This is a genomic window from Corynebacterium ureicelerivorans (assembly GCF_000747315.1).
GTDB classification, from domain to species: domain Bacteria; phylum Actinomycetota; class Actinomycetes; order Mycobacteriales; family Mycobacteriaceae; genus Corynebacterium; species Corynebacterium mucifaciens.
In genome coordinates this window covers 1,930,120-1,952,400 of record NZ_CP009215.1, presented here as the reverse complement: position 1 = coordinate 1,952,400, position 22,281 = coordinate 1,930,120, and the positions used below count along the sequence as shown (strand labels likewise).

Here is a 22,281-nt window from a genome sequence, read left to right as displayed (position 1 = left end):
GGGGAGCTCATTGAGTTCACACAGAAATACTCACACAGCAGGGGGCTGAGTTATCTGGGTATCTACGCGTCAACACCAGTGGCGCGGCCGTTGGGAAGAAATTTTAGCGATATTTGGTGCTACTTGCCGTATCGCTGCAAGAAGGCGGCTTCTGCGGCAGCGATGCGTTCGATCTCGGTGGGGTCCACCGACTCGTCCACGCCGTGGATGCCGCACTGCGGCTCCTCAACGCCGAACAGCGCGATCTCCGCGTCCGGGAAGGTGTTCTGCAGCGTGATGGTCAGCGGAATGGAACCGCCGGAGCCGACCACGGCCAGCTCGTCGGCGCCGTAGGCCTCCTGCAGGCATTCGCCCAGCGTGGCAACGGCGCCGGCTTTCGGGTTGGTGGCAAACGGCTCGTTCACGCTGCTGATGTCAACCTCGACCTTGGCGCCCCACGGGGTGTGGGCCTTGATGTGCTCTTCCATCTTCTGCGCGATTTCGGCGGCGCTTTGCCCGGCCGGCACGCGCAGGTTGAACTGCGCTTCGGCGCGCGCGTTGACGGCGTTGAGCGCTTCCGCAACCGGGGTGGAGGTGAAGCCGATCATGGTCACCGCGGGGCGCGCCCACACCAGGTCCGCCGGCTCGTCGTCGACGGTGCCCAGCAGCTGCACGCCCTCCAGCACGGTGGCGTCGGTGCGGAAGGTCTCGCGGTCGTACGCGTCGCCGTCCCACTTGGCGGTGGTGTCCACGCCGTCGATGGTGGTGCGGCCGTGTTCGTCGAACAGCGAGGTGGCAATGACCATCAGCGCGTGGGCCGCATCCGGGGCGCCGCCGCCGAAGTTGCCGGAGTGGGCCTGGTTGGCCAGCGTCTCCACCGTCACCTTCACCTGGGCGCCGCCGCGCAGGGAGGTGGTCAGCGTGGGCGCGCCGGCCGCCATGTTGCCGGTGTCCGCGATCAGGATGGCGTCGGCCTCGAATACCTCGGGCTTGTCCTCGATGAGCTTGCCCAGCCCGTCGTCGCCGCCGAGCTCCTCCGAGCCCTCCACCACGACCTTCAGGCCCAGGTCGGTGCCGCCATTCTCCTCGAGCATGCGCAGTGCCTCCAGGTGCATGGCCAGGTTGCCCTTGCAGTCGGCGGCGCCGCGGCCGTACCAGCGGCCGTCGCGTTCCGTCAGCTCGAACGGGTCGCTCGTCCAGGCTTCCGGGTTGTTCGCGGGGACAACGTCGTAGTGGGAGTACAGCAGCACCGTCGGGGCGCCGTTGATGGGCTCTCGCTTTCCGACGATCGTGTCCGCGTCATCCACGGTGGGGTAGCGGGTCACGTCCAGGCCCAGGGCCTGCAGGGCCTCTACCGTCCAGGCGCAGGCGGCCTCGTGCTGGTCCGCCAGCGCGGGCGTGGAGTGCACCGAGTTGAAGGCAACCAGCTCGGAGAGGTCCTTGAAAATGCGGTCGCGTCGCGGGGAGAAGTGCTGTGCAGTCTGTTCAGGCATGGTCCCACGCTAGCAGCGTTGGCGGCGCAGTTTCCGTGGCGGTTCGGTGGCATTCGCCCGGCTTTCGGCTTCAAATACTTACCCAGGATGCTTACCCGTCTAGATGCTTACCCCAGGATGCTTACTTATCGAGTAACCCGCGGTGTGAGGGACTGCGGACATTTAGTTGGACCACTTTGGGGCGGGAAGGCCTTGAATGGGTTACAAGTTCAGCAATGAGTTTCGCCGTGAGGCGGTTGAGTTATACGAGTCCGGGTTAAGCGCTGCGGCGGTGTTCGACCGGCTTGAGGCTGCGCATGGGGTGCGGCCATCGCGTGCGACACTGACGCTGTGGGTTGCGGCGCATCGTCACGGGGTGGACCAGGATCTGGTCGATGACGCGGAGCGTGTCAGGGAGTGTGCTGCGGAGGTGATTGGCCGCGTTGTCGCGTCGCGCGTTGTGCTGGGGGCAACGATTTCGAAAGTCGCCGCGGAATACGGGTGCGGCACAACCGCTGTGAGTCGGTGGGTAGACAGTTTCGGCCCAAAAACGCCGTTGGATCCGTCTGTGTCGTTCAATGATGTTGTTTTGGCGACAATGGAACGCGTGAACGAGCATCGCAAGAATATCCGCGAGCAAAACGCGGCCCGCCAGCAGGCTGCCCAGGCGCCCAAGTTGCGCCCGGTTGATGAATGGTTACCCGGTTCAACACCGGATGTGAACAATCTGCCGGATGATCCAGCAGCCCTCAAACGCATCATCGCAGCTCAGGTGGAGCGTGACATGGTAAAAGACGCGTTGTTACAGGCGGCGTTTGAACAGCGGGCAGGTGGTGAGGCGGGAAAAGACCTCGCCCCGGCGGGGCAGCCGGATCTGACGGTGAGAACAGCCGCGGTTGAGATCCTCGTGCACGCCGGTGGGGTTTCAGTGCGTAAGGCGTGCCGGTTAGTCGGACTGAGCAAGTCGACGTTTTTCGACCGTCGTGACCAATTGCGGCGCCACGCGCTGCGGCAGAAGCGCCGTGCAGAGCTCGCTCGTGAGATCACCGACATTGTGGAAGCCTCTGGATGTAGCTACGGCTATAGGCGGGTCCATCACGCGCTGGCCAAGCGCGGAATCGTAGTGTCAGAAAAGGTAGTAAACGCCCTGATGGGCGAATGCGGGCTGCGCCCGAAGGGCAAGAGGATAAGAAGGCATTCTTCCTATGCGGGCGAAAATGAGCACAAGCCAGAAAACTTGCTGCTTATCGATCCTGATGCTCAACCCGAGCAGGTGATGTACCCGGACGGGGTGTCAACATATTTCAAAACCAACGCGCTCGCGTTTGACCTGCACCACGACTTCTATGCAGATAAGCCGTGGCAGAAACTCGGCACTGATGTCACCGAGGTCAACTGCGTAGACGGAAAGCTATTTATAAGCCCTGTCGTGGACTTCTACGACGGCTACATCCCTGTGGTGGCTATGTCACCCACCCCGGACACGGGGCTTGTGATGGACATGATGGACCAACTCAAAGCGCACCTGCCTGAAGGTGCGCGCCCGATCATCCACTCCGACCGGGGCATGTTGTACCGCACCCACCGTTGGGTAGAGACCATCACCGACTCCAGCCACGACACCACAACGTGCCGGCTATGCGAAACGGGACAGTTCTGCCCCAACAAATGGCTGCTTATACCGTCATTGTCGCGCAAAGGAACAAGTGGGGATAACGCGAGAGTGGAGGGTTTTTTCGGCACTATGAAGCAGGAATGCATCTACGGACGCCCAGAAACCGAACTGATGACAAGAGCAGAAATGATCCGATACATTAACCGCTACGTCGATTTCTACAACCACGAACGGTTGAAGTCGACGCTGACCGAAGGATATACAACCATCGCCCAGTACCGACAGGCACTGAGCGTATAAAAGCCCCCAGTGGTCCAAGAAATAGTCAGCACCCCCTGATCGCCCGCGCCACTCGAGGGGTAAGCACCCTGGAGTAAGCATCCTGGTTTCGGTAAGCATCCTCGCCCCGGCAAGCATCCCGCAGCGGAAACCTCCACCCCTTGCGTGCCTTGCACTCAACCCGGCCGAGTGCTAAACATGGTGGCTGGCACTCACGTAAACCGAGTGCCAGATAAACGAATAAAGCGGGTGAGGCTGAGACCACTCGTCAGCCGTGCCGTCGCGGGCGCCTGCTTGCACCGACGAACTGAGTGAGCGTCAGATGAACTCTATTAAATAAGGAGTGACACACTCACATGGCAAAGATGATCGCATTCGACGAGGAAGCACGTCGCAGCCTTGAAAACGGCCTGAACACCCTGGCCGACGCCGTGAAGGTCACGCTGGGCCCCAAGGGGCGCAACGTGGTGCTGGAGAAGTCCTGGGGCGCCCCCACGATCACCAACGACGGCGTGACCATCGCCAAGGAGATCGAGCTCGAGGACCCGTACGAGAAGATCGGCGCCGAGCTGGTCAAGGAAGTTGCCAAGAAGACTGACGACGTCGCTGGCGACGGCACCACCACTGCCACCGTCCTGGCCCAGGCGCTCGTGCGCGAGGGCCTGCGCAACGTGGCTGCCGGCTCCAACCCGATGGGCATCAAGCGCGGCATCCAGGCTGCTACCGACAAGGTCTCCCAGTACCTGCTCAACCAAGCCAAGGAGGTGGAGACCCAGGAGGAGATCGCCTCCACCGCCGGCATCTCCGCGTCTGACCCGGAGATTGGCAAGAAGATCGCCGAGGCGATGTACGCCGTGGGCAACGGCTCCGTGAACAAGGAGTCCGTGATCACGGTAGAGGAGTCCAACACCTTCGGCGTGGACCTTGAGGTCACCGAGGGCATGCGCTTTGACAAGGGCTTCATCTCCGCATATTTCGCCACCGACATGGAGCGCGGCGAGGCCGTGCTGGAAGACCCGTACATCCTGCTGGTCTCCGGCAAGATCTCCAACGTCAAGGAGCTCGTGCCGGTGCTCGAGCAGGTCATGCAGTCCGGCAAGCCGCTGCTGATCATCGCCGAGGACGTCGAGGGCGAGGCCCTGTCCACCCTGGTGGTGAACAAGATCCGCGGCACCTTCAAGTCCGTGGCCGTGAAGGCTCCGGGCTTCGGCGACCGCCGCAAGGCCATGCTGCAGGACCTGGCTATCCTCACCGGCGGCCAAGTCATCTCCGAGGAGGTCGGCCTGTCGCTGGAGACCGCTGGCCTCGAGCTGCTCGGCCAGGCACGCAAGGTTGTGGTGACCAAGGACGAGACCACCCTGGTCCAGGGCGCTGGCGACCAGGCTCAGATCGACGGCCGCGTCAAGCAGATCCGTGCCGAGATTGAGAACTCCGACTCCGAGTACGACCGCGAGAAGCTGCAGGAGCGCCTGGCCAAGTTGGCCGGCGGCGTTGCGGTGATCAAGGTCGGCGCCGCCACCGAGGTGGAGCTGAAGGAGCAGAAGCTGCGCATTGAGGACGCTGTCCGCAACGCCAAGGCTGCCGTTGAGGAGGGCATCGTCGCCGGCGGCGGCGTGGCCCTGCTGCAGGCCGCCAACGAGCTCGAGGGCGACCTCGGCCTCGAGGGCGACGAGGCGACCGGCGTGAAGATCGTCCGCGAGGCGCTGTCCGCCCCGCTGAAGCAGATCTCCCTCAACGCCGGCCTGGAGCCGGGTGTGGTGGCGGACAAGGTTGCCAACCTCCCCGACGGCCAGGGCCTGAACGCCGCTACCGGCGAGTACGTGGACATGCTGGCCAACGGCATCGCCGACCCGGCCAAGGTGACCCGTTCCGCACTGCAGAACGCCGCCTCCATCGCCGCGCTGTTCCTCACCACCGAGGCTGTCGTGGCCGACAAGCCGGAGCCGGCTTCCGCTAACCCGGGCATGGACCCGGAGGCCATGGGCATGATGTAAATCGCCCCTGAGCTGCACACGCGCCCTTCGGGGCGCGCTGCCAACCTCGCTCGCTGACTTCGGCGAGCTGGCTGAAAACCTCGCTAACCTGATTGGCCTGGTCGCGTAAATAACGCGCATCCGCCGAAGGCCCCGTCGCTAAGCGGCGGGGTTTTTCTTATCCCCCTGAAAATTTCCCCGGCGTACTTCCCCCGCCCAGAATAGAGTGTAAACCATGGCTGATATCAAAGATGACGACCTGCCGCTGATCGACCTCGCCGAGACCGAAGGCTGGGTTGTGGACGACACCGACGAGGACGACCCGGTCCTGCTTATGCCCGACGGCACCGCCATTCAGACATGGCGGGAGAACTACCCGTACGACGAGCGCCTGTCGCGCGACGATTACGAGAAGGAAAAGCGCGCCCTACAGATTGAGCTGTTGAAGTGGCAGAACTGGACCAAGGACACCGGCCAGCGCCACATCATCCTCTTTGAAGGCCGCGACGCCGCCGGCAAGGGCGGCACCATTAAGCGCTTCAACGAGCACCTGAACCCGCGCGGTGCCCGCACCGTGGCGCTGGAGAAGCCGTCGCCGCGCGAGTCCACCTCCTGGTACTTTCAGCGTTACATCGAGCACTTCCCGTCGGGCGGCGAGATCGTCTTCTTCGACCGCTCCTGGTACAACCGCTCCGGCGTCGAGCGCGTCATGGGCTTTTGCACCGAGTCCCAGCACGCCGAGTTCCTGCGCGAGGTGCCCATGCTGGAGAACATGGTCTTGGGCTCCGGCATCTCCCTGACCAAGTTCTGGTTCTCGGTGACCCGGAAGGAGCAACGCACCCGCTTTGCCATCCGCCAGGTGGACCCGGTGCGCCAGTGGAAGCTCTCGCCGATGGACCTGGCCTCGCTGGACAAGTGGGACGACTACACCCGTGCCAAGGAGGAGCAGTTCCGCTACACGGACACGGACGAGTCCCCCTGGATCACCATTAAGTCGAACGACAAGAAGCGCGCCCGCCTCAACGCGATGCGCTACATCCTGTCCAAGTTCGAGTACACCAACAAGGACCACGAGGTTGTGGGCCAACCGGACCCGCTGATTGTCAAGCGCGGCCGCGACCAGATCGGCGACTAGGCAGCTGCGCTAAATCCGGGTCTGGGCGGCTACTTCGGCTCCACCGGGTTGCCCTGCCACACTGTCATCGCGGGTACCTCGTCGCCGCGCATGACCAGCGAGCCCGGGCCCACGGTGGCGCCTTGCCCGATGACGGAACCCGGCAGGGACACCGAGTGCGCCGCCAGCGTCGCGGAATCCTGGATCGCCACCGTGTCCAAGGACATCACGCGGTCCTGGAACAGGTGCGTCTGCACCACCGTGCCGGGGCCCACTGACGCGCCGCGGCCCACCTGGCACAGGTCGGTCTCCGGGAACCAGTAGGACTCGATCCACGCGCCGCGGCCCACGCGCACACCCAGCGCGCGCAGCGCCAGGTTCATCTCCCCGGAGCCGGCGGCGTAGTGGAAGAACCAGGGGGCGGCCACGACCTCCACAAACTGGTCCTGCAGCTCGTTAAGCCACACGTACCAGGAGTACAGCGGGTGCTCGCCCGCCTGCTGGCGGCCAACCAGCACCCACTTCGCCACCACCGCGCTGCCAACCGCCAGCGCGCCCACGGCCATCCACACCAGCCCGCCGAGCAGGTACGTCCAGACACCGAAGCGCTCCAGCAGTGTGACTGTGGCCGCCGCGAACACGGCCACAAGCACCGCCTGCGCCATCGGCGCGAGCAGGCGCAGCGTCTCCACCAGGCCGCGCTTGCGCATGAGCGCGCGCGACGGCGCGTACGTCGCCTCGCCGGCTGCCGCCACCTCCACGCGGCGCATGCGCTCCGGCGGCGAACCCCACCAGTTCGAGCCCGCCTTAGACTTCTTCGGGCTGGCGGAGAGCACCGCGACCAGCGACTGCTTGGCCAGCTTGCGGCCGGGCGCGACCATGCCGGAGTTGCCCACGAAGGAGCGCTTGCCCACCACGGTGCGCTCGGTGCGGATCCAGCCGTCGCCGAGTTCGTACGTGCCCACCATGGTGTCGTCCGCCAAGAATGCGCCGCTGCGCACCTCCGTCAGTTTCGGCACCAGCACCGCGGTGGACACCTCGGCGCGCTCGCCGATTGTCGCGCCCAAAGAGCGCAGCCACACCGGCGTGGCCAAGCCCGCGTAGATGGGGAAGTAGCGGGTGCGGGCGTCGTCCATCAGCCTGGTCACCGTCCACAGCGCCCAGCCATGCACGCTGCGCACGGGGAACACGCCGGGCTGTATGCCTATCGACGCCACCCTCACGGCCACCCACGTCAACCCCAAACCGCAACCGAAATAGACAAGCCCACCCACCGGCGCGAACACCAGCAGCCCCCACACCGACGAGGTATCCGCCAGGCGCGCCAGCCCTAGCGTCGCGGCGGCGCCGGCAACGGCCGCAGCAGCCGGCAGTAGCGCCAACAGCAGCGACGTCAGGCCGTAACCCAGCGCCCACAGCGGACGGCGCGGCGGTCGCTCGTCCGGGAATCGGTGCTTGGAGCGGCCTACCTTCCGCGCGGGAGAACCCGCCCAGCGCGACCCCTTCTTCACCGGCTTGTCTCCGGTGACGGTGGAACCCGGCTCCACGTGCGCGCCCTGCCGGATCTCAGTGCCCGGCATGAGCGTGGAGCGCGCGCCGACGCGGGCCTCCGCGCCGATTGCCACCTCGCCCACGTGCAGCTCGTCACCGTCGAGCCACACGCCGGACAGGTCCACCTCCGGCTCGATGGCCGCGCCCTCGCCCACGGTGAGCAAGCCCGTGACCGGGGCAAAGGTGTGCATGTCTACGCCCTTGCCGATGCTCGCGCCAAGCATCCGGCCGGTGACCTTCGCGGCGTTCGCGCTGGAGATGCTCAGCGCGCCGGACGCATGCAGCCAGCGCTCGGCGGCCCACAGGCGCACGTGCCGCACCCCGCCGCGTGGGTATACGCCGGGCGTGACCCGGCCGCGGATCACACGCGCGCCCAGCGCGCCGACGGGGATGCGCCCAAGCGGGGTGCACAGGGCCACAAACGCGGCGGCGAGCCACGCCCAGGAAAGCTCAGTCAGCCCCAGCAGGTTTGCCGCGACGGCCACCCATGTCACCGCCGTGGCAGCCTTGAGCGTCATCACCGGGAGCAGCGCCACCGTCTGCGCCACGCGCGTGCCCGCGCCGACGGGTTTCACCGCGCGCTCGCGTAGGGAGGTGCGGCTGGCGAGCGTTAGCTCGTCGATAAGCGAGGCAAGCGTTTCCAACCTGGGGTGGTCGTAGAGATCGCGCACGGCGAAGGTGGGAACGCGATCGCGCAGGCGCGTCACCAGCGCGGCCGCGGCCAGCGAGGAGCCGCCGAGCTCGAAGAAGTCCGCGTCCCGGCCCGGCACGTCCAAGCCCAGCACCTCTACCCACTGCTGCGCCACCCACGCCTCTGTCTCGGTGAGGCCCACCGCGTCCACACTCGCGGGCAGCGGCCACGGCAGCGCCTTTTTGTCCACCTTGCCGGAGGTACGCACGGGCAGCTCCTCCATCACGTGCAGGCGCGGCACGAGCGCCGCCGGCATGACCTCCGCCAGCCGCTCGCGCATCTGCTGCACGTCAAGGTCGGTGCCCTCGTTGGGGGAGACGTAGCCCACCAGCACCTTGTCGCCGGAGGGCAGCGTTTGCACGGCCACGGCCGAGTTGTACACGCCGTCGAGGGCGGCCACGTTGGCCTCCACCTCGCCCAGCTCGATGCGGCGCCCGCCGATCTTCACTTGGTCGTCGGCGCGGCCGATGAACGCCAGGCCGTTGTCCGTGAGCTTCACGTGGTCGCCGGTGCGGTAGGCGCGCTCCCACTCGCCCATGGGCGCGTACTTCTCCGCGTCCTTGGCCGGGTCCAGGTAGCGGGCCAGGCCCACGCCGCCGATGATCAGCTCTCCTTGTTCTCCCTCGCCGTTGCTTGCAACGGCGAGGTCCCAGCCGTCCAGCGGCCAACCGATGGTCACCGGCTCACCCGGGTACAGCCGCTTTGCGCTGGCCACCACGGTCGCCTCGGTGGGGCCGTAGGTGTTCCACATCTCGCGGCCCTTGGCTAGGCGGTCGGTCAACTCCTGGGAGCAGGCCTCGCCGCCCACGATGAGCAAGCGGATATTATCCAGCGCCTCCTTCGGCCACAGCCCAGCCAAGGTGGGCACGGTGGACACCACCGTGATGTCACGGCGGATCAGCCACGGACCCAAGTCCTGCCCGGAACGCACCAGCGCGCGCGGGGCAGGCACCAGGCAGGCGCCGTGGCCCCAGGCCAGCCACATTTCCTCGCAGGAGGCGTCGAAGGCCACGGACAGGCCGGCCAGCACGCGGTCGTCCGGTCCCAGCGGGTTGTCCTGGCAAAACAGGCGCGCCTCCGCGTCCACGAACGCGGCTGCAGAGCGGTGCGTGACGGCCACGCCCTTCGGCTTGCCCGTGGAGCCGGAGGTGAAGATGATCCAGCAGTCGTGGTTCGGGGTGACCTCGCCCAGCGGGGTGGGCTCCGCGGGTTTGAGCACCCGCAGCCCCTCGTCGGTCCAGATCGCGTCCACGTCCGCCTCGCCGAAGACCGTCTCCGCGCGCTCGTCCGGGTCGTCCGCGTCCACCGGCACGTACGCGCAGCCCGCGCGCATCGTGGACAAGATGGCCAGATAGAGCTCCCTGCTTCCCGACGTCATCCTGACACCCACCCGGCCCCCATCACGCACGCCCTTGGCGCGCATCTCAGCCGCGCGGTGCTCGATCTCCTCCACAAGCTCCGCGTAGGTGAGCACGCCGTCATCGTCGGGGTTGGCGCTGCCGCGGTTGCCGTCGTCGATGGCGGCGGCATCGGGGTACTGGGCGGCGGTAGCCGTGAGGACGTCGATAAGCGTCCGCTCCGGCGGGGCCAAGTGGCTGCGCAGGAGCGGATTCGCGGTGTCTTCTCCGGGCTGAGACATGCGGATAAGGCTAATGATGTGCCGAAAAACCGCAAATTGTGGGAAAGGCCCACTATTTGCGCCGGCCCACCTTGTGTCCCTTCTTCCGCGGATCCAGCTACAAGGGCCCAGCTAATCGGCTCTAGAGGCGGAATAGCTGGCTCTTACCAGCTGGATCCGTGGGAACGGGGCGGGGACAGGGGCGGAACACACCGACCCGAGCCGCTACTCCTCCGCCTCGAGCGCCTGGGACAGCTTGCGCAGGCTCTTCAGCTGCTTGGAGGAGGATGCCTCGAGTGCGCGGTCCTCCGCCTCGGCTACGTCGGCAGCCAGCCGCGCCAGCGCCTTCGTCCCCTTCTTCGTGGCGGCGACGATCTGACGGCGGCGGTCTTTCGGGTCGCGCTCGCGGGTGACCCAGTTGCTGGTCTCCAGCGAGTCGATGAGCCGGACCATGTCGGAGGCGTCGATGCCTAGGAGCTCGGAAAGCTGGCGCTGGCTCATTGGTTGGCCGTCCACACAGGCGAGGATCCAGTACTCGCGCATGGTGGAGTCGTGGGTGGCCAGGGCGCGCTCCACCTCGTCTTTGGTGTGCCTGCGCACGCGTTCTACCTGGAAGTGGGGGGACTTGGCCAGGGTGGACGGCAGTTCGGGGAGCGTCGACATGCCTTCCATCTTAACTACCTGCCAACGCCCAACAATTGGCGCTTCCTAACTTTGGTGGGGCAAGCCTTGTTCCACCCAGGCGGTGGTGCCGCCGGTGACGTTGTGCACGCCGTCCCACCCGCGCGCCTGCTCCAGGTACTGGGCCGCCTGGGCGCTGCGTCCGCCGGACTTGCAGATCAGGTAGATGTCCTGCTCGGGGTCGATTTCGTCTGCGCGGGCAACGAACTCGGACAGGGGTATGTTCACGGCGCCCTCTGCACGCACGGCGGCGTATTCGTCGGGCTCGCGGACGTCGATGAGCTGCGCGCCTGCGGGGACTTCGGTGACAGAAACTTCTTTCATGGTTCGTATGATAACCGCCGTGAAGTATCACCTCCGCCGCGCCGCAGCTCTGCTGATCCTGCTGCTGGTCATTGTCGCGGGCGCGAGGGCTCTGCTTCACGACGCCCCTTCGGACCAACCCGCGCAACCTGCGGAGCCGCGTCGTCAGGCAGCCGCCTCAATTGCGCAAAGTAGGCCGACAGAGATGGTCGTGCCGGTGCTGGGGCTGCGCGCGCAGTTCGAGGCCGGCGACTGCCGCGTGGAGGACGGGGCGATCAACCCGAAGACCCTGGACAAAGCGTGCGCGCTGACGGGGCCGCAGTACCCGTACGCGCTGCCGGGCACCGACGCGGGAGACATCGTGGTGGTCGCGGGCCACACCGGCGCCGGCGTGAGCGCGGTGTTCAACCAGCTTTACGACGGCAAAGCGCAGCACCACAACGTCGCCCCGGGCGACTCGCTGTTCATGCGCACCGAGGCCTCCGGCGACGACTGGTTGAAGTACACCGCCACGGATCTGCACGAGCCGGACAAGGGTGCGCTCGCGGACACCCCCGAGATCTGGGGTACTGGGCCGATGCCGGGGCGGCTGCTCACCATCTCGTGCATCCAGCCGGCGAACCCGCTGGCGGGCAGCGTGCGCAACGCGGTGGTGGGGTGGCAGCTCGCCGGAACGGTCACCGGAGCCCAGGTGGACGCGGCGTTCCAGCCGCGGTGAGGCTAGCGGGCGATGTTGCGCCCGATGAGCTGGCCGTAGGCGTGCGTGCCGTTGGCGTTGAGGTGTAGCGGCAGGTTGCCCGGGGCGGGCGGAACCGGGTCCACCAAGTTCACCCACCAGCGGTCGGGGGAGCACGTGCTGTGGCCGGTGGAGATGGGCCAGGCGTCGAGGAACGTGGCGCCGTTGGCCTGGGCGACCTCGCGCAGGGTGTTCTGCAGGCGGTTCTCCGTTGCGGGCACCTGGCTAATCGGTAGGGGGATAATCGACGAGGTCAGGCATGTGTTGTTGTTCACTGTGACGCGGGGGTAGCCGACAACGGTGATCTTCGCGCCAGGCGCATGGAAGCGGGCGACGTTGATAGCGCTACGCAAGCCGTTTCGCAGCGCCCACTCTGACCCCTGAATGTCGGCCATGTACGGGTAGGTGTCGTTCGCGCCGGCGACGATGACCACGTTCTTGGTCTGCGGGTTCAGGTCGCCGCGCTGTGCCGCCGTGCGAAGAGAGTCGTCGATGTGGTAGCCGCCAGTGCTGAAAGACGCCCCAGCGCACTGATATTGGTCGACATGCGCGCCGGAGGCCCTGGTGATTTCGTAGGCGATGGAACCGTCGGTGACGCACCCAACCCCGGTGTTTGCCATTAGGTTGGCCTTGTTTCGCGCATAATCGACGACGGTGGGGTTAGCCACAATGCTATCGCCGGTGAGCACGGTGTTTCCCGGCACCGCGGCGTGGGCCACGGTGTTTGCTGTAAGCAAGGCTGCGGCAGCGGCGGCTACTGCAGCGAGTTTTTTGTGCCTGGCCATCGTTGGGTTCCTTTTCTGCGATGAATGACGCTAGTTCGCGGGTGATGATTCGCGCCATGGAATCTTAGTGTTTTCTCAGCTCGAGCCCAGCCACCGATCGTGTTGGTCGACAAAACGCGGAAGGGGATCGTACGAGTCTGCGCCGTAACGTTTTCGGGTCCCTCCTGAAAAATTTGAGGAAATGGCAGGTAGGGACGTGATGGAAAATGGTTTTGGTGTTTTGTCTTGAAGGGCGGAAACTTCTGTGATTTTTGTGACAATTGTGAGAAGTGGGGGTAAACTCTCAACCACGCGTTGAGACTTCCCGCCCCACGCCTCAAAGGAGACAACCATGAACCGCACACTTCGAGCCGCGGCCGTAGCCGCCACCGTCCTTGCCCTTCCTGCAGTGAACGCCACCGCGCAAGACCTGCCGGCCCACGAGGCGGCGCAGACCCCGGCCGTTGATCCTGTCGCGGAAGACGCGCTCGGCGTCGAAGACGTCGAACCGACCGGAGATGCGCCGGTGGCAAGCGGTCTGGTCGAGTTCCCGCCTGTGCTGACGCTGGACGGCACCACCTACTACCTGAACAAGGACGGCCACACCTTCGTCACTGACGTCGCCCGCGTCGACGCCGATGTCACTCCGGAGGAGGTCGCCGCATCCGAGGCCCTGATCAGCGTGAACGCCGGCGAGATCGGCCGCCAGGGGCTCGAGGCTGCGCGTGCGGCGGGAGACGCTGAAGCCGAAACCCCGGCCGAAGCGCCTGCAGAAACCCCGGCCGAGACCCAATACGCTGCGACCACCCGCGGCCTCGAGGCAGAGACCGGCTCCAACACCCTCGTCCGTGCAGTGTTCGCGCTGTTGCTGGCGTCCGCGCTCGGCGCCGCCTTCTTCGCTTTCGCGCGCCGTCGCCTGATCTAACCGCGCGGGAACGCGAAAACGCCGGGCCCGCCAATAGGCGTGCCCGGCGTTAGCCGTCGATAGGCGAAAGCTTAGTTCTCGGTCTTGGCTTCCTTCTCGGCCTCGAGGTTCTCGCGGGAGTTGTCGCCCACGCGCTTGAACTCGTCGAGCGCGGCCTGCAGGATCGACTCGGCCTCAGCCTTGTCGCCCCAGCCAGAGCCGGTGACTTCCTTGTTGGGCTCGAGGTCCTTGTAGTGCACGAAGAAGTGCTCGATCTCGTCTTTCAGGAAGTCGGAGACGTCGGAGATGTCCTGGTAGTTCTCGTAACGCACGTCGTCGATGACGCAGAGCAGCTTGTCGTCGTCGCCGGCCTCGTCGGTCATCTTGAACACGCCGATCGGGCGCGCGATCACGGTCACGCCGGGGAAGACGGGTTCCGGGCAAATGACCAGGGCGTCCAGCGGGTCGCCGTCGTCGGCGAGGGTGTTGTCGATGAAGCCGTAGTCCGCCGGGTACGCCATCGGGGTGAACAGGTAGCGGTCCAGGAAGACCTTGCCGGTCTCGTGGTCGACCTCGTACTTGTTGCGGGAGCCCTTGGGGATCTCGATGATGACCTCGATAGCCATTGCTTCTCCTTTGTTCAGTGCCTGAGTTCGGTGAATGTCCGCCACACATCATACGTGGGCTAGCATTTTGGCCGATGAAGGTATGGACATGGGTTGCGGGCGGCCTCACGCTCGCCGCGGTCGGCGCGGTGGCGGGCTTCGGCATCGCGGCGCACGAGGAGCTTTCCCAGATCACGCACACCCCGCCGTACCAGCTGCAGTCCGCGCCGGAGGCGATGGTGCCGGTGACGCCTTCGCCTCTCGACGACGCTTCGCTCACCACCACCCTGGCCACCCTCGCCGAGAATCCTGATCTGGGCGTGTTCCACGGCCACGTGACGTCGATAGGCAGCGGTGCAACGGTGTTCGACCGGGCCTCGGAGGAGGCGCTGCGGCCCGCAAGTGTGACGAAGGTGCTCACCGCATCGGCGGCGCTGCTGAGCCTGGGCGCGCAGGACCGCATCACCACCGAGGTCGTGCGGGGCGCGGACCCGGCGGCCGTGACCATCAAGGCGGCCGGCGACGTGTGGCTGGACGCCGAGGCGATGGACGCGCTCGCGGAGCAGATCGGGCACGCGGACGCCGTCTACATCGACACCTCTGTCTGGGACGGCATGGCGGAGATGCTGCCCGGCTGGAACCCGCTGGACATCGACGGCGGCTACGTCGCGCCCATGCAGCCCGCGATGCTTTCCGGCGGCCGCCTGGACGGGGAGACCACCGGCGACGTGCCGCGCTCGCACACCCCGGCGCTGGACGTCGCGCAGGCGCTGGCGGACCGCGTGGGCGCGCAGACCGTCGGCGTCGGCCCCGCGGAGGGGGAGGTTGTCGCCGCGGTGGAGTCGCCGACCCTGGTGGAGCGCCTGGAGCTGATGATGAAGCACTCCGACAACGTCTACGCCGAGGCCATCGGCCGCGAGGTGGCGCTCGCCCGCGGGACGACGGACGCGCCGGGCGCAACGCTGTCGGTGCTGGAGGAGCGCGGCTTCAACACCGCCGGCGTGGTCCTGCGGGACAACTCGGGCCTGTCCACCGAGGACCGCATCGCGCCCAAGCTTCTCGACGCCATCCTCGCCGACGCCGCCACCAAACCCGAGCTGCGACCGATCTTCTCCACCCTGCCGGTGGCGGCCGGCGACGGCACGCTCGAGGACCGCTACGGTGACCTGCCCGGGCGCGGCTGGGTGCGGGCGAAGACCGGCACGCTGGACGGCACGGCGTCGCTCGCCGGCACGGTGACCAGCGTGAACGGGAACATCTACACGTTCGCGCTGATCTGCAACGACGCCGACGTGCTCGACGCGCGCCGGGCGATGGACGAGTTCACCTCCGCCCTGCGGCAGTTCTGATGCAACCGTTCTGGCCGCGCCGCTCGCCCCACTTCCTCGCTTGCCGGCGCGCCGTCCGGCCCTTCGACGGCCCGGCGGTGATCGGCCTGTCCGGTGGGCCCGACTCCCTCGCGTTGGCCGCCGCTGCCGCCGCGGAAGGCAAGGACGTGACGTGCGTGGTTGTGGACCACGGGCTGCAGGACGGCTCGGCGGGCGTAGCCGAGCGGGCGGCGGGTGCGGCACGGGGGTTCGGATTGGCGGCGGAGGTGGTCCGCGTCGAGGTCGGGGAGGGCAACGTGGAGGCCGCAGCGCGCAGCGCCAGGTACGAGGCGCTGCTCGCGTACGGGCACGACCTTTGGGTCGCCCACACCGCCGACGACCAGGCGGAGACGCTCATCCTCGGCGCGCTGCGCGGCAACCCGTCCGGCATGGCGCCGCGCGCCGGGCGTGTCATCCGGCCGTTCTTGGGGGTCCGCCGCGCCGACACCGTGGGCGCGTGCGAGGAGCTGGGGCTAACACCCTGGCACGACCCGATGAACGCCGACCCCGCCTTCCGGCGCGTGGCGGTGCGCACGCAGGTGGTGCCCCTGCTCAGCAAGCTGCTCGGCGGCGACGCCGTGCCCGCCTTGGCCGCCACCGCCGGCCGGATCGCGGCGGATCACGCGCTGATTGCGTCGCTTGCAGATCTCTCGCCGACCACCTCCTGCGAGGAGCTCGCGCGGGATGCGGGGCCGGTCCGGAGGCGTCGATTAGCGGCATGGCTTGTGGGCGAGGGCGTGCCGGTGCAGGGCGACCAGCTCGACGCGGTGGAGGCCTTGGTCGTGGATTGGCATGGGCAGGGACCCGTCGCCGTTGCAGGCGGGCGCGTGGTGGTGCGTGAGGGGGCACAGCTCGCGCTGCGTTAGCGCAAACCCCGCAGGTGGTTGTACCTTCTCGCGGGCAGGTGGCAAGATGAGGAAGTTACGCGCACGTGAACGCCAATAGGCGCGGAGAGACCGCGAGAGGGAAGGGCCAGCCCATGACCGAGTTGCACGACACCAAGGACTTCAACGTCCCGCCTCACCGCTACGGAGATGACGTGGAAGCCATCCTCATCTCGGAGGATGAGCTGCAAAACCGCATCCAGGAGCTGGCGGACATGGTCTCGGAGAAGTACCGCGACGCTGACAACGACCTCATCTTGGTGTGCGTGCTCAAGGGCGCGGTGTTCTTCCTCACCGATTTCGCCCGCAAGTTGTCGATCCCGGCGGAGATGGAGTTCATGGCCGTGTCCTCCTACGGCAACTCCACCACCAGCTCCGGCGTGGTGCGCATTCTCAAGGACTTGGACAAGGAGATCGCGGGCCGCGACGTGCTCGTGGTGGAGGACATCATCGACTCGGGCCTGACCCTGTCCTGGCTGCTGCGCAACCTGCGCAACCGGAACCCGAAGAGCCTCGAAGTCGTTACTCTTCTGCGCAAGCCGGACGTGCAGACCGCGCAGATCGACCTGCTGGACATCGGCTTCGACATTCCAAACGAGTTTGTCATCGGCTACGGCCTGGACTACGCGGAGCGTTACCGGGACCTGCCGTACGTGGGCACGCTGCACCCGCGCGTGTACTCCGAGGCGGACTAGACGCTAACTAGAACAAGGGTTTATGAGCAAAAATACAAAGGTCTTGCGGTGGGGCGTCATCGGCGCCATCGCGCTCATCGTCCTCTACCTGCTTACGTTGATCGGGGACGATTCCCGCGCCTACCAGCGCGTGGACACCTCTGTGGCGATTGAGCAGCTGCAGAACCAAAACGCGGAAGAAGTACAGATCGACGACCGCGAGCAGCGCGTGCGCATCGACCTGCGCGAGCCGATCACCGTGGACGAGCGCGAGGGCGTGGAGGCCATCTCCGCCCAGTACCCCGCGCGCACCACCCCAGACATCTTCGCGGCTGTGCGGGATTCGGGCGCGGACAAGTACCAGACGAATGTGACGCAGGAGTCCTTCCTGATGTCCATGCTGGGCTTCGTGCTGCCGATGGTCCTGGTCTTCGGCCTGATCTTCTTCTTCATGTACCGCCTGCAAGCCGGCGGCGGCGGGCCATTCGGCATCGGCGGCTCCAAGGCCAAGCAGCTGACCAAGGACAACCCGACCAACACGTTCGCGGACGTGGCTGGCGCGGACGAGGCCGTGGACGAGCTGCACGAGGTGGTGGACTTCCTCACCGACCCGACCGTGTACGAGAAGCTGGGCGCGAAGATCCCGCGCGGCGTGCTGCTGTACGGCCCGCCCGGCACCGGTAAGACCCTGCTTGCCCGCGCCGTGGCGGGCGAGGCAGGCGTGCCGTTCTACACCATCTCCGGCTCGGACTTCGTGGAAATGTTCGTCGGCGTCGGCGCCTCGCGTGTGCGCGACCTGTTCAAGCAGGCGCGCGAGAACAGCCCGTGCATCATCTTCGTCGACGAGATCGACGCGGTGGGCCGCCAGCGCGGCTCCGGCATGGGCGGCGGCCACGACGAGCGTGAGCAGACCCTGAACCAGCTGCTGGTGGAGATGGACGGCTTCTCCGGCCGCGAGGGCGTCATCCTCATCGCGGCGACCAACCGCCCGGACATCCTGGACCCGGCGCTGTTGCGCCCGGGCCGCTTCGACCGCCAGATCCCGGTGACCAACCCGGATCTTGCCGGCCGAGCACAAATTCTCAAGGTCCACGCCAAGGACAAGCCGCTTGCGGAGGACGTCTCCCTCGACGCCCTGGCTAAGCGCACCGCCGGCATGTCGGGTGCGGACCTGGCCAACGTGCTCAACGAGGCCGCGCTGCTCACCGCACGCATTGGCGGCAACGTGATCACCGCCGACGCGCTCGAGGAGGCGACCGACCGCGTCATCGGCGGCCCGCGCCGCTCCAGCAAGGTCATCTCGGAGCACGAGAAGAAGGTCACCGCCTACCACGAGGGCGGCCACACGCTCGCCGCGTGGGCGCTCGAGGACATTGAGCGCGTGTACAAGGTGACCATCCTCGCTCGCGGGCGCACCGGCGGCTTCGCCATGACCGCGGACGAGGACGACAAGGGCATGTACACCCGCGACGAGCTGTTCGCCCGCATGGTCTTCGCCATGGGCGGGCGCTCGGCGGAGGAGCTGGTCTTCGGCGCGCCGACCACCGGCGCCTCCAACGACATCGAGCAAGCCACCAAGATCGCCCGCGCGATGGTCACGGAGTACGGCATGACCTCGGCCCTCGGCGCGGTGAAGTACGGCCAGGAGCAGGGCGATCCGTTCTCCGGCCGCGGCGCCGGCGGCTCGCTGGAATACTCGCCGGCGGTGGCGGCCAAGATTGACGAGGAGATGCAACTGCTTCTCGACGAAGCCCACAAGGTCGCCTACGCCACCCTCGAGCGCTACCGCGACGAGCTGGACACGCTCGCGTCGAAGCTGCTGGAGAAAGAGACGCTGCGCCGCGGCGACTTGGAGGCCATCTTCGACACCGTCGAGCCGACCCGCCCGGCGCTGCCCGCCCACGACGTCCGCTTCGGGCGCCAGGCAGACCGCGACCCGGTGAAGACGCCGGTAGAGATTGCCAAAGAGCGCGGCGAGGAGCCGCCGAAGCGCTTCTCCATCCTGGAGGCGTCCAAGGCCACCCGTGAGCGCCGCCGCAAAGAGCGCGAGGCCCAGCAGGGCACCCCTGCGAAGAAGGGTTCCACCCGCTGGGAGCAGCCCAAGGACAACGCCCCGCAGTACGGCGGCCCGACGCCGCCGGAGGGCTGGACGTACAAGGGCGCGCCGAAACACGAGCACCCCGGGGCGCAGAACTACCCGGCGGGCGAGACCGAAGAGATCGGTTTCCGCCTGCCGGAAAACGAGCGGCCGGACCACGCTCCGCGCGGGCCTGAGCCGGAAACCACGCCCGATGCGGAAACCACCCAGCTGCCGCGCCAAGAGCGCGAGCCGAGGCACAGGAGGGACGATGACTAGCCAGAACGTTGGCGGTTTTGACCGGGAGCGCGCCGAGGCCGCGGTGCGCGAGCTGCTTATCGCGGTGGGGGAGGACCCGGACCGCGAAGGGCTGGCGGAGACGCCGGCGCGTGTCGCGCGCGCCTACGAGGAGGTCTTCGCGGGCCTGCGCGAGGACCCGAAGATCCACCTGGAAAAGTCCTTCTCCGAGAATCACCGCGAGCTCGTGCTCGTGCGCGACATCCCCATCTATTCCACCTGCGAGCACCACCTGGTGCCGTTCTACGGGGTGGCCCACATCGGCTACATCCCGGGTGCGGACGGCAAAGTCACGGGGCTGTCCAAGCTGGCGCGCCTCGCCGACATGTACGCCAAGCGCCCGCAGGTGCAGGAGCGGCTGACCGCGCAGATCGCGGACGCCATCGTCGAGAAGCTCGATGCGTCTGCGGTGATCGTCGTCATCGAGTGCGAGCACCTGTGCATGGCCATGCGCGGCATCCGTAAGCCGGGCGCGACCACGACCACCTCGGCGGTGCGTGGCGGCTTCCAGAACAACGCCGCCTCCCGCGCGGAAGTGCTCAGCCTGATCAGGGGGTAACGCCATGACCACCGTCGCCGACCTGACCGTGCCCGGGCGCACCAGCGTGATGGGCATTGTCAACGTCACCGAGGACTCGTTTTCAGACGGCGGCAAGTGGCTCGCCGCGGACGACGCGATCGCGCACGCCCACGAGCTCGTGCGCCTCGGCGCGGACCTCATCGACGTCGGCGCGGAATCCACCCGCCCGGGCGCCACGCGCGTCCCGGCGGAGGTGGAGGCGCAGCGCATCCGGCCCGTCATCCGAGCGCTGCATGCCGACGGCATCCGCACCTCCGTGGACACCATGCGCGCCTCCACAGCCCTGGCCGCGGCGGAAGAGGGCGTGGACATGATCAACGACGTCTCCGGCGGCCTGGCCGACGCCGACATGTACCGCGTGATGGCGCAGACTGGGCTGCCGGTGTGCCTCATGCACTGGCGCGCCGACGCCTTCGTCAACGCGTCCGGCGCGGCAGATCACGGCGGCGACGTGGTGACGGATGTGCGCGAGGTGCTGGCGGAGCTCGTCGAGAAGGCGACTGCCGCCGGGGTGGACCCGGGCCAGATCACGCTCGACCCCGGCCTCGGCTTTGCCAAAACCCCTGAGGACAACTGGGCGCTGCTTCACGCCCTGCCGGAGTTCGTCGCGGGGGAGTTTCCCGTCCTGGTCGGCGCGTCGCGCAAGCGTTTCCTCATGAAAATTCGGGCGGATCGGGGGCTAGAGCACTCGCCCATCGACGCCGACCCCGCCACCGCTGCAGTGACCGCGCTGGCGGCCCACGCTGGCGCGTGGTGCGTGCGGGTGCACGAAGTGGCCGTGTCGCGCGACGCGGTAGATGTTGCACGGAGGTGGACCAATGGCTGACCGGATTGAGCTCAAAGGATTACAGTTCCACGCCAACCACGGGGTACTCGCGCACGAAACTGAGTACGGACAGGCGTTCTCCCTGGACATCACCTGCTGGCTGGATTTCGCGGGGGCGGCGCGAGAGGACGACCTCACGCAAACCGTCAACTACGCCGAGCTGGCGGACACCGCGCTGCGCATCGCTCGCGGCACGCCCCGGCAGCTCATAGAGACGGTGGTGGTGGAGATCGCCGAGACCGCCATGCGCGAGAACGAGCTGCTGCACGCCATCGAGGTCACCCTGCACAAGCCGCACGCGCCGATCCCGGCCGTGTTCGACGACGTCGCGGTGGTGGCCCGCCGCTCCAGAAAGCGGATGTAGCCATGCGCGCCCTGCTGTCGTCGGGCTCGAACATGGGGGACGCGCGCGCCCACCTGCGCACTGTCGCGGACGAGTTCGCCGGCGAGCTCGTCGCTGCCAGCTCAATCTACGCCACCGCGCCGTGGGGCAAGACCGACCAGCCGGACTTTCTCAACCAGAGCCTGCTGGTGGACGTGGACAACACCCCGCGCGAGCTCCTCGCGCGGTGCCAGGACCTGGAGCAGCGGGCCAACCGCGTGCGCGAGGAACGCTGGGGCCCGCGCACCCTGGACGTGGACATCGTCTGGATCGAGGGCTATACCTCCAACGACCCGGAACTGACCGTGCCGCACCCGCGTGCCCACCTGCGCCAGTTCGTGCTCCAGCCCTGGTTGGAGATGGACCCGGACGCGGAGCTGAACGGGGTACGGGTGGCGGCGCTGCTTGCGGACGTGGACGACCAAGGGGTGCGCAAACTGTGAAGCGCACGCCGTACGAGGGGTTGATCGCCGCCGCCGGGTTCTGCGCGGCCGCCGCGGTGATTCTGGTGCGCCGGTTCTATGGGCTTTTGGAATCCGTGGACATGGTGGTGCCGCTGTCGCTGTGGGTGATGGCCGTGATCGCGGGCTGGCTCGCGCTTGTGGTACGCAAGCGCCGCAAGGAGGGCAGGGTCGGCCAGGACCGCAGCCAGCTCCACCCGGTGCAGGCGGCGCACTTCATGGTCTTTGGCAAGGCGTGCGCCTGGGCGGGCGCGGTATCCGGCGGCGTGTATGCGGGCGCGTTGAGCTACGTCGTGCCCAAGCTCGGCGTGCTCGCCGCCGCGCCCGGAGACGTCCCGCCGCTTGTTGCCGGTACCCTCGGCGGCATTGCGCTGTGCGCCGCCGGGATCTGGCTGGAGAAAATGTGCGAGGTGTCGCCGCCCAACGAGGGGCAAGGCGTTGGCTAGAG

The 22,281-nt window shown here is 67.1% G+C and carries 20 protein-coding genes; 14 read left to right on the top strand and 6 right to left on the bottom strand.

All coding sequences use genetic code 11. The features are described from left to right. Positions 1–119: 119 nt before the first annotated feature. Positions 120–1,472, bottom strand: a complete 1,353-nt coding sequence (locus tag CUREI_RS09660) for a M20/M25/M40 family metallo-hydrolase (protein ID WP_038613045.1) — start codon at positions 1,470–1,472, stop codon at positions 120–122. 196 nt (positions 1,473–1,668) lie between these two features. Here CUREI_RS09660 and CUREI_RS09655 point away from each other — a divergent pair, with 196 nt between their 5' ends. From CUREI_RS09655 to ppk2, 3 genes are all read left to right on the top strand, one after another. Next, positions 1,669–3,366 carry an IS3 family transposase gene (locus CUREI_RS09655; protein WP_038609853.1) on the top strand — a complete coding sequence of 566 codons (1,698 nt, stop codon included), beginning with the start codon at positions 1,669–1,671 and terminating at the stop codon, positions 3,364–3,366. Between the two features lie 335 nt (positions 3,367–3,701). Next, complete coding sequence (gene groL, locus CUREI_RS09650; RefSeq protein ID WP_038613043.1) at positions 3,702–5,339, top strand: chaperonin GroEL; 1,638 nt, start codon at positions 3,702–3,704, stop codon at positions 5,337–5,339. A 214-nt stretch (positions 5,340–5,553) separates the two neighbouring features. Further along, positions 5,554–6,453: a polyphosphate kinase 2 gene (ppk2, locus tag CUREI_RS09645; protein ID WP_038613041.1), complete on the top strand. Its 900-nt coding sequence runs from the start codon at positions 5,554–5,556 to the stop codon at positions 6,451–6,453. A gap of 29 nt (positions 6,454–6,482) precedes the next feature. Here ppk2 and CUREI_RS09640 read toward each other — a convergent pair whose 3' ends face one another. The 3 genes from CUREI_RS09640 to CUREI_RS09630 form a co-directional block, all read right to left on the bottom strand. Next, a complete protein-coding gene (locus CUREI_RS09640) occupies positions 6,483–10,313 on the bottom strand; it encodes a Pls/PosA family non-ribosomal peptide synthetase (protein ID WP_051952332.1) in 3,831 nt (1,276 codons plus the stop codon). A gap of 204 nt (positions 10,314–10,517) precedes the next feature. After that, positions 10,518–10,955: a MarR family winged helix-turn-helix transcriptional regulator gene (locus CUREI_RS09635; RefSeq protein ID WP_038614395.1), complete on the bottom strand. Its 438-nt coding sequence runs from the start codon at positions 10,953–10,955 to the stop codon at positions 10,518–10,520. A gap of 45 nt (positions 10,956–11,000) precedes the next feature. Further along, positions 11,001–11,297: a rhodanese-like domain-containing protein gene (locus CUREI_RS09630; RefSeq protein WP_038613038.1), complete on the bottom strand. Its 297-nt coding sequence runs from the start codon at positions 11,295–11,297 to the stop codon at positions 11,001–11,003. 19 nt (positions 11,298–11,316) lie between these two features. Here CUREI_RS09630 and CUREI_RS09625 point away from each other — a divergent pair, with 19 nt between their 5' ends. After that, complete coding sequence (locus CUREI_RS09625) at positions 11,317–11,994, top strand: sortase family protein (RefSeq protein WP_144242454.1); 678 nt, start codon at positions 11,317–11,319, stop codon at positions 11,992–11,994. 2 nt (positions 11,995–11,996) lie between these two features. On the opposite strand, the gene CUREI_RS09620 is transcribed toward CUREI_RS09625, so the two are convergent. Further along, on the bottom strand, positions 11,997–12,797 hold the full coding sequence (locus CUREI_RS09620; protein WP_051952330.1) for a GDSL-type esterase/lipase family protein: 801 nt from the start codon (positions 12,795–12,797) through the stop codon (positions 11,997–11,999). 331 nt (positions 12,798–13,128) lie between these two features. Here CUREI_RS09620 and CUREI_RS11695 point away from each other — a divergent pair, with 331 nt between their 5' ends. Continuing rightward, complete coding sequence (locus tag CUREI_RS11695) at positions 13,129–13,701, top strand: hypothetical protein (RefSeq protein ID WP_051952329.1); 573 nt, start codon at positions 13,129–13,131, stop codon at positions 13,699–13,701. 71 nt (positions 13,702–13,772) lie between these two features. On the opposite strand, the gene CUREI_RS09610 is transcribed toward CUREI_RS11695, so the two are convergent. Then, positions 13,773–14,306 carry an inorganic diphosphatase gene (locus CUREI_RS09610; RefSeq protein WP_038613036.1) on the bottom strand — a complete coding sequence of 178 codons (534 nt, stop codon included), beginning with the start codon at positions 14,304–14,306 and terminating at the stop codon, positions 13,773–13,775. Between the two features lie 74 nt (positions 14,307–14,380). On the opposite strand from CUREI_RS09610, the gene dacB reads away from it, so the two are divergent. The 9 genes from dacB (at position 14,381) to CUREI_RS09565 (ending at position 22,279) form a co-directional block, all read left to right on the top strand. Next, a complete protein-coding gene (gene dacB, locus CUREI_RS09605) occupies positions 14,381–15,634 on the top strand; it encodes a D-alanyl-D-alanine carboxypeptidase/D-alanyl-D-alanine endopeptidase (protein ID WP_038613034.1) in 1,254 nt (417 codons plus the stop codon). After that, on the top strand, positions 15,634–16,518 hold the full coding sequence (gene tilS / locus CUREI_RS09600; protein WP_038613032.1) for a tRNA lysidine(34) synthetase TilS: 885 nt from the start codon (positions 15,634–15,636) through the stop codon (positions 16,516–16,518). Before dacB ends, tilS begins: the two co-directional genes overlap by 1 nt. Before the next feature lie 113 nt (positions 16,519–16,631). Continuing rightward, a complete protein-coding gene (hpt, locus tag CUREI_RS09595; protein WP_038613030.1) occupies positions 16,632–17,231 on the top strand; it encodes a hypoxanthine phosphoribosyltransferase in 600 nt (199 codons plus the stop codon). A gap of 22 nt (positions 17,232–17,253) precedes the next feature. Then, entirely contained in the window at positions 17,254–19,566 is a 2,313-nt protein-coding gene (gene ftsH / locus CUREI_RS09590; protein ID WP_051952328.1) for an ATP-dependent zinc metalloprotease FtsH, read from the top strand. Beyond that, positions 19,559–20,143: a GTP cyclohydrolase I FolE gene (gene folE, locus CUREI_RS09585; protein WP_038613028.1), complete on the top strand. Its 585-nt coding sequence runs from the start codon at positions 19,559–19,561 to the stop codon at positions 20,141–20,143. Before ftsH ends, folE begins: the two co-directional genes overlap by 8 nt. Before the next feature lie 4 nt (positions 20,144–20,147). Next, the gene (folP, locus tag CUREI_RS09580; RefSeq protein ID WP_038613026.1) at positions 20,148–20,990 is read left to right on the top strand and encodes a dihydropteroate synthase; all 843 of its coding nucleotides are present in this window, start codon (positions 20,148–20,150) and stop codon (positions 20,988–20,990) included. After that, positions 20,983–21,354 (top strand): dihydroneopterin aldolase, encoded by a 372-nt coding sequence (folB, locus tag CUREI_RS09575; protein WP_038613024.1) that lies wholly within the window; start codon positions 20,983–20,985, stop codon positions 21,352–21,354. The genes folP and folB overlap by 8 nt, the downstream gene beginning before the upstream one ends. Before the next feature lie 2 nt (positions 21,355–21,356). Further along, positions 21,357–21,815, top strand: a complete 459-nt coding sequence (folK, locus tag CUREI_RS09570; RefSeq protein WP_038613022.1) for a 2-amino-4-hydroxy-6-hydroxymethyldihydropteridine diphosphokinase — start codon at positions 21,357–21,359, stop codon at positions 21,813–21,815. Beyond that, complete coding sequence (locus CUREI_RS09565; RefSeq protein ID WP_038613020.1) at positions 21,812–22,279, top strand: DUF3180 domain-containing protein; 468 nt, start codon at positions 21,812–21,814, stop codon at positions 22,277–22,279. The genes folK and CUREI_RS09565 overlap by 4 nt, the downstream gene beginning before the upstream one ends. Positions 22,280–22,281: the final 2 nt, after the last annotated feature.

Bases quoted from the DNA above. Each gene is read 5' to 3' on its own strand.
- CUREI_RS09635 (WP_038614395.1), bottom strand. From the start codon at position 10,955: ATGTCGACGCTCCCCGAACTGCCGTCCACCCTGGCCAAGTCCCCCCAC.
- ppk2 (WP_038613041.1), top strand. From the start codon at position 5,554: ATGGCTGATATCAAAGATGACGACCTGCCGCTGATCGACCTCGCCGAG.
- groL (WP_038613043.1), top strand. From the start codon at position 3,702: ATGGCAAAGATGATCGCATTCGACGAGGAAGCACGTCGCAGCCTTGAA.
- folB (WP_038613024.1), top strand. From the start codon at position 20,983: ATGGCTGACCGGATTGAGCTCAAAGGATTACAGTTCCACGCCAACCAC.
- CUREI_RS11695 (WP_051952329.1), top strand. From the start codon at position 13,129: ATGAACCGCACACTTCGAGCCGCGGCCGTAGCCGCCACCGTCCTTGCC.
- CUREI_RS09610 (WP_038613036.1), bottom strand. From the start codon at position 14,306: ATGGCTATCGAGGTCATCATCGAGATCCCCAAGGGCTCCCGCAACAAG.
- dacB (WP_038613034.1), top strand. From the start codon at position 14,381: ATGAAGGTATGGACATGGGTTGCGGGCGGCCTCACGCTCGCCGCGGTC.
- folE (WP_038613028.1), top strand. From the start codon at position 19,559: ATGACTAGCCAGAACGTTGGCGGTTTTGACCGGGAGCGCGCCGAGGCC.
- CUREI_RS09620 (WP_051952330.1), bottom strand. From the start codon at position 12,797: ATGGCCAGGCACAAAAAACTCGCTGCAGTAGCCGCCGCTGCCGCAGCC.
- ftsH (WP_051952328.1), top strand. From the start codon at position 17,254: ATGAGCAAAAATACAAAGGTCTTGCGGTGGGGCGTCATCGGCGCCATC.
- CUREI_RS09655 (WP_038609853.1), top strand. From the start codon at position 1,669: ATGGGTTACAAGTTCAGCAATGAGTTTCGCCGTGAGGCGGTTGAGTTA.
- folK (WP_038613022.1), top strand. From the start codon at position 21,357: ATGCGCGCCCTGCTGTCGTCGGGCTCGAACATGGGGGACGCGCGCGCC.
- folP (WP_038613026.1), top strand. From the start codon at position 20,148: ATGACCACCGTCGCCGACCTGACCGTGCCCGGGCGCACCAGCGTGATG.
- CUREI_RS09630 (WP_038613038.1), bottom strand. From the start codon at position 11,297: ATGAAAGAAGTTTCTGTCACCGAAGTCCCCGCAGGCGCGCAGCTCATC.
- CUREI_RS09660 (WP_038613045.1), bottom strand. From the start codon at position 1,472: ATGCCTGAACAGACTGCACAGCACTTCTCCCCGCGACGCGACCGCATT.
- CUREI_RS09640 (WP_051952332.1), bottom strand. From the start codon at position 10,313: ATGTCTCAGCCCGGAGAAGACACCGCGAATCCGCTCCTGCGCAGCCAC.
- hpt (WP_038613030.1), top strand. From the start codon at position 16,632: ATGACCGAGTTGCACGACACCAAGGACTTCAACGTCCCGCCTCACCGC.
- tilS (WP_038613032.1), top strand. From the start codon at position 15,634: ATGCAACCGTTCTGGCCGCGCCGCTCGCCCCACTTCCTCGCTTGCCGG.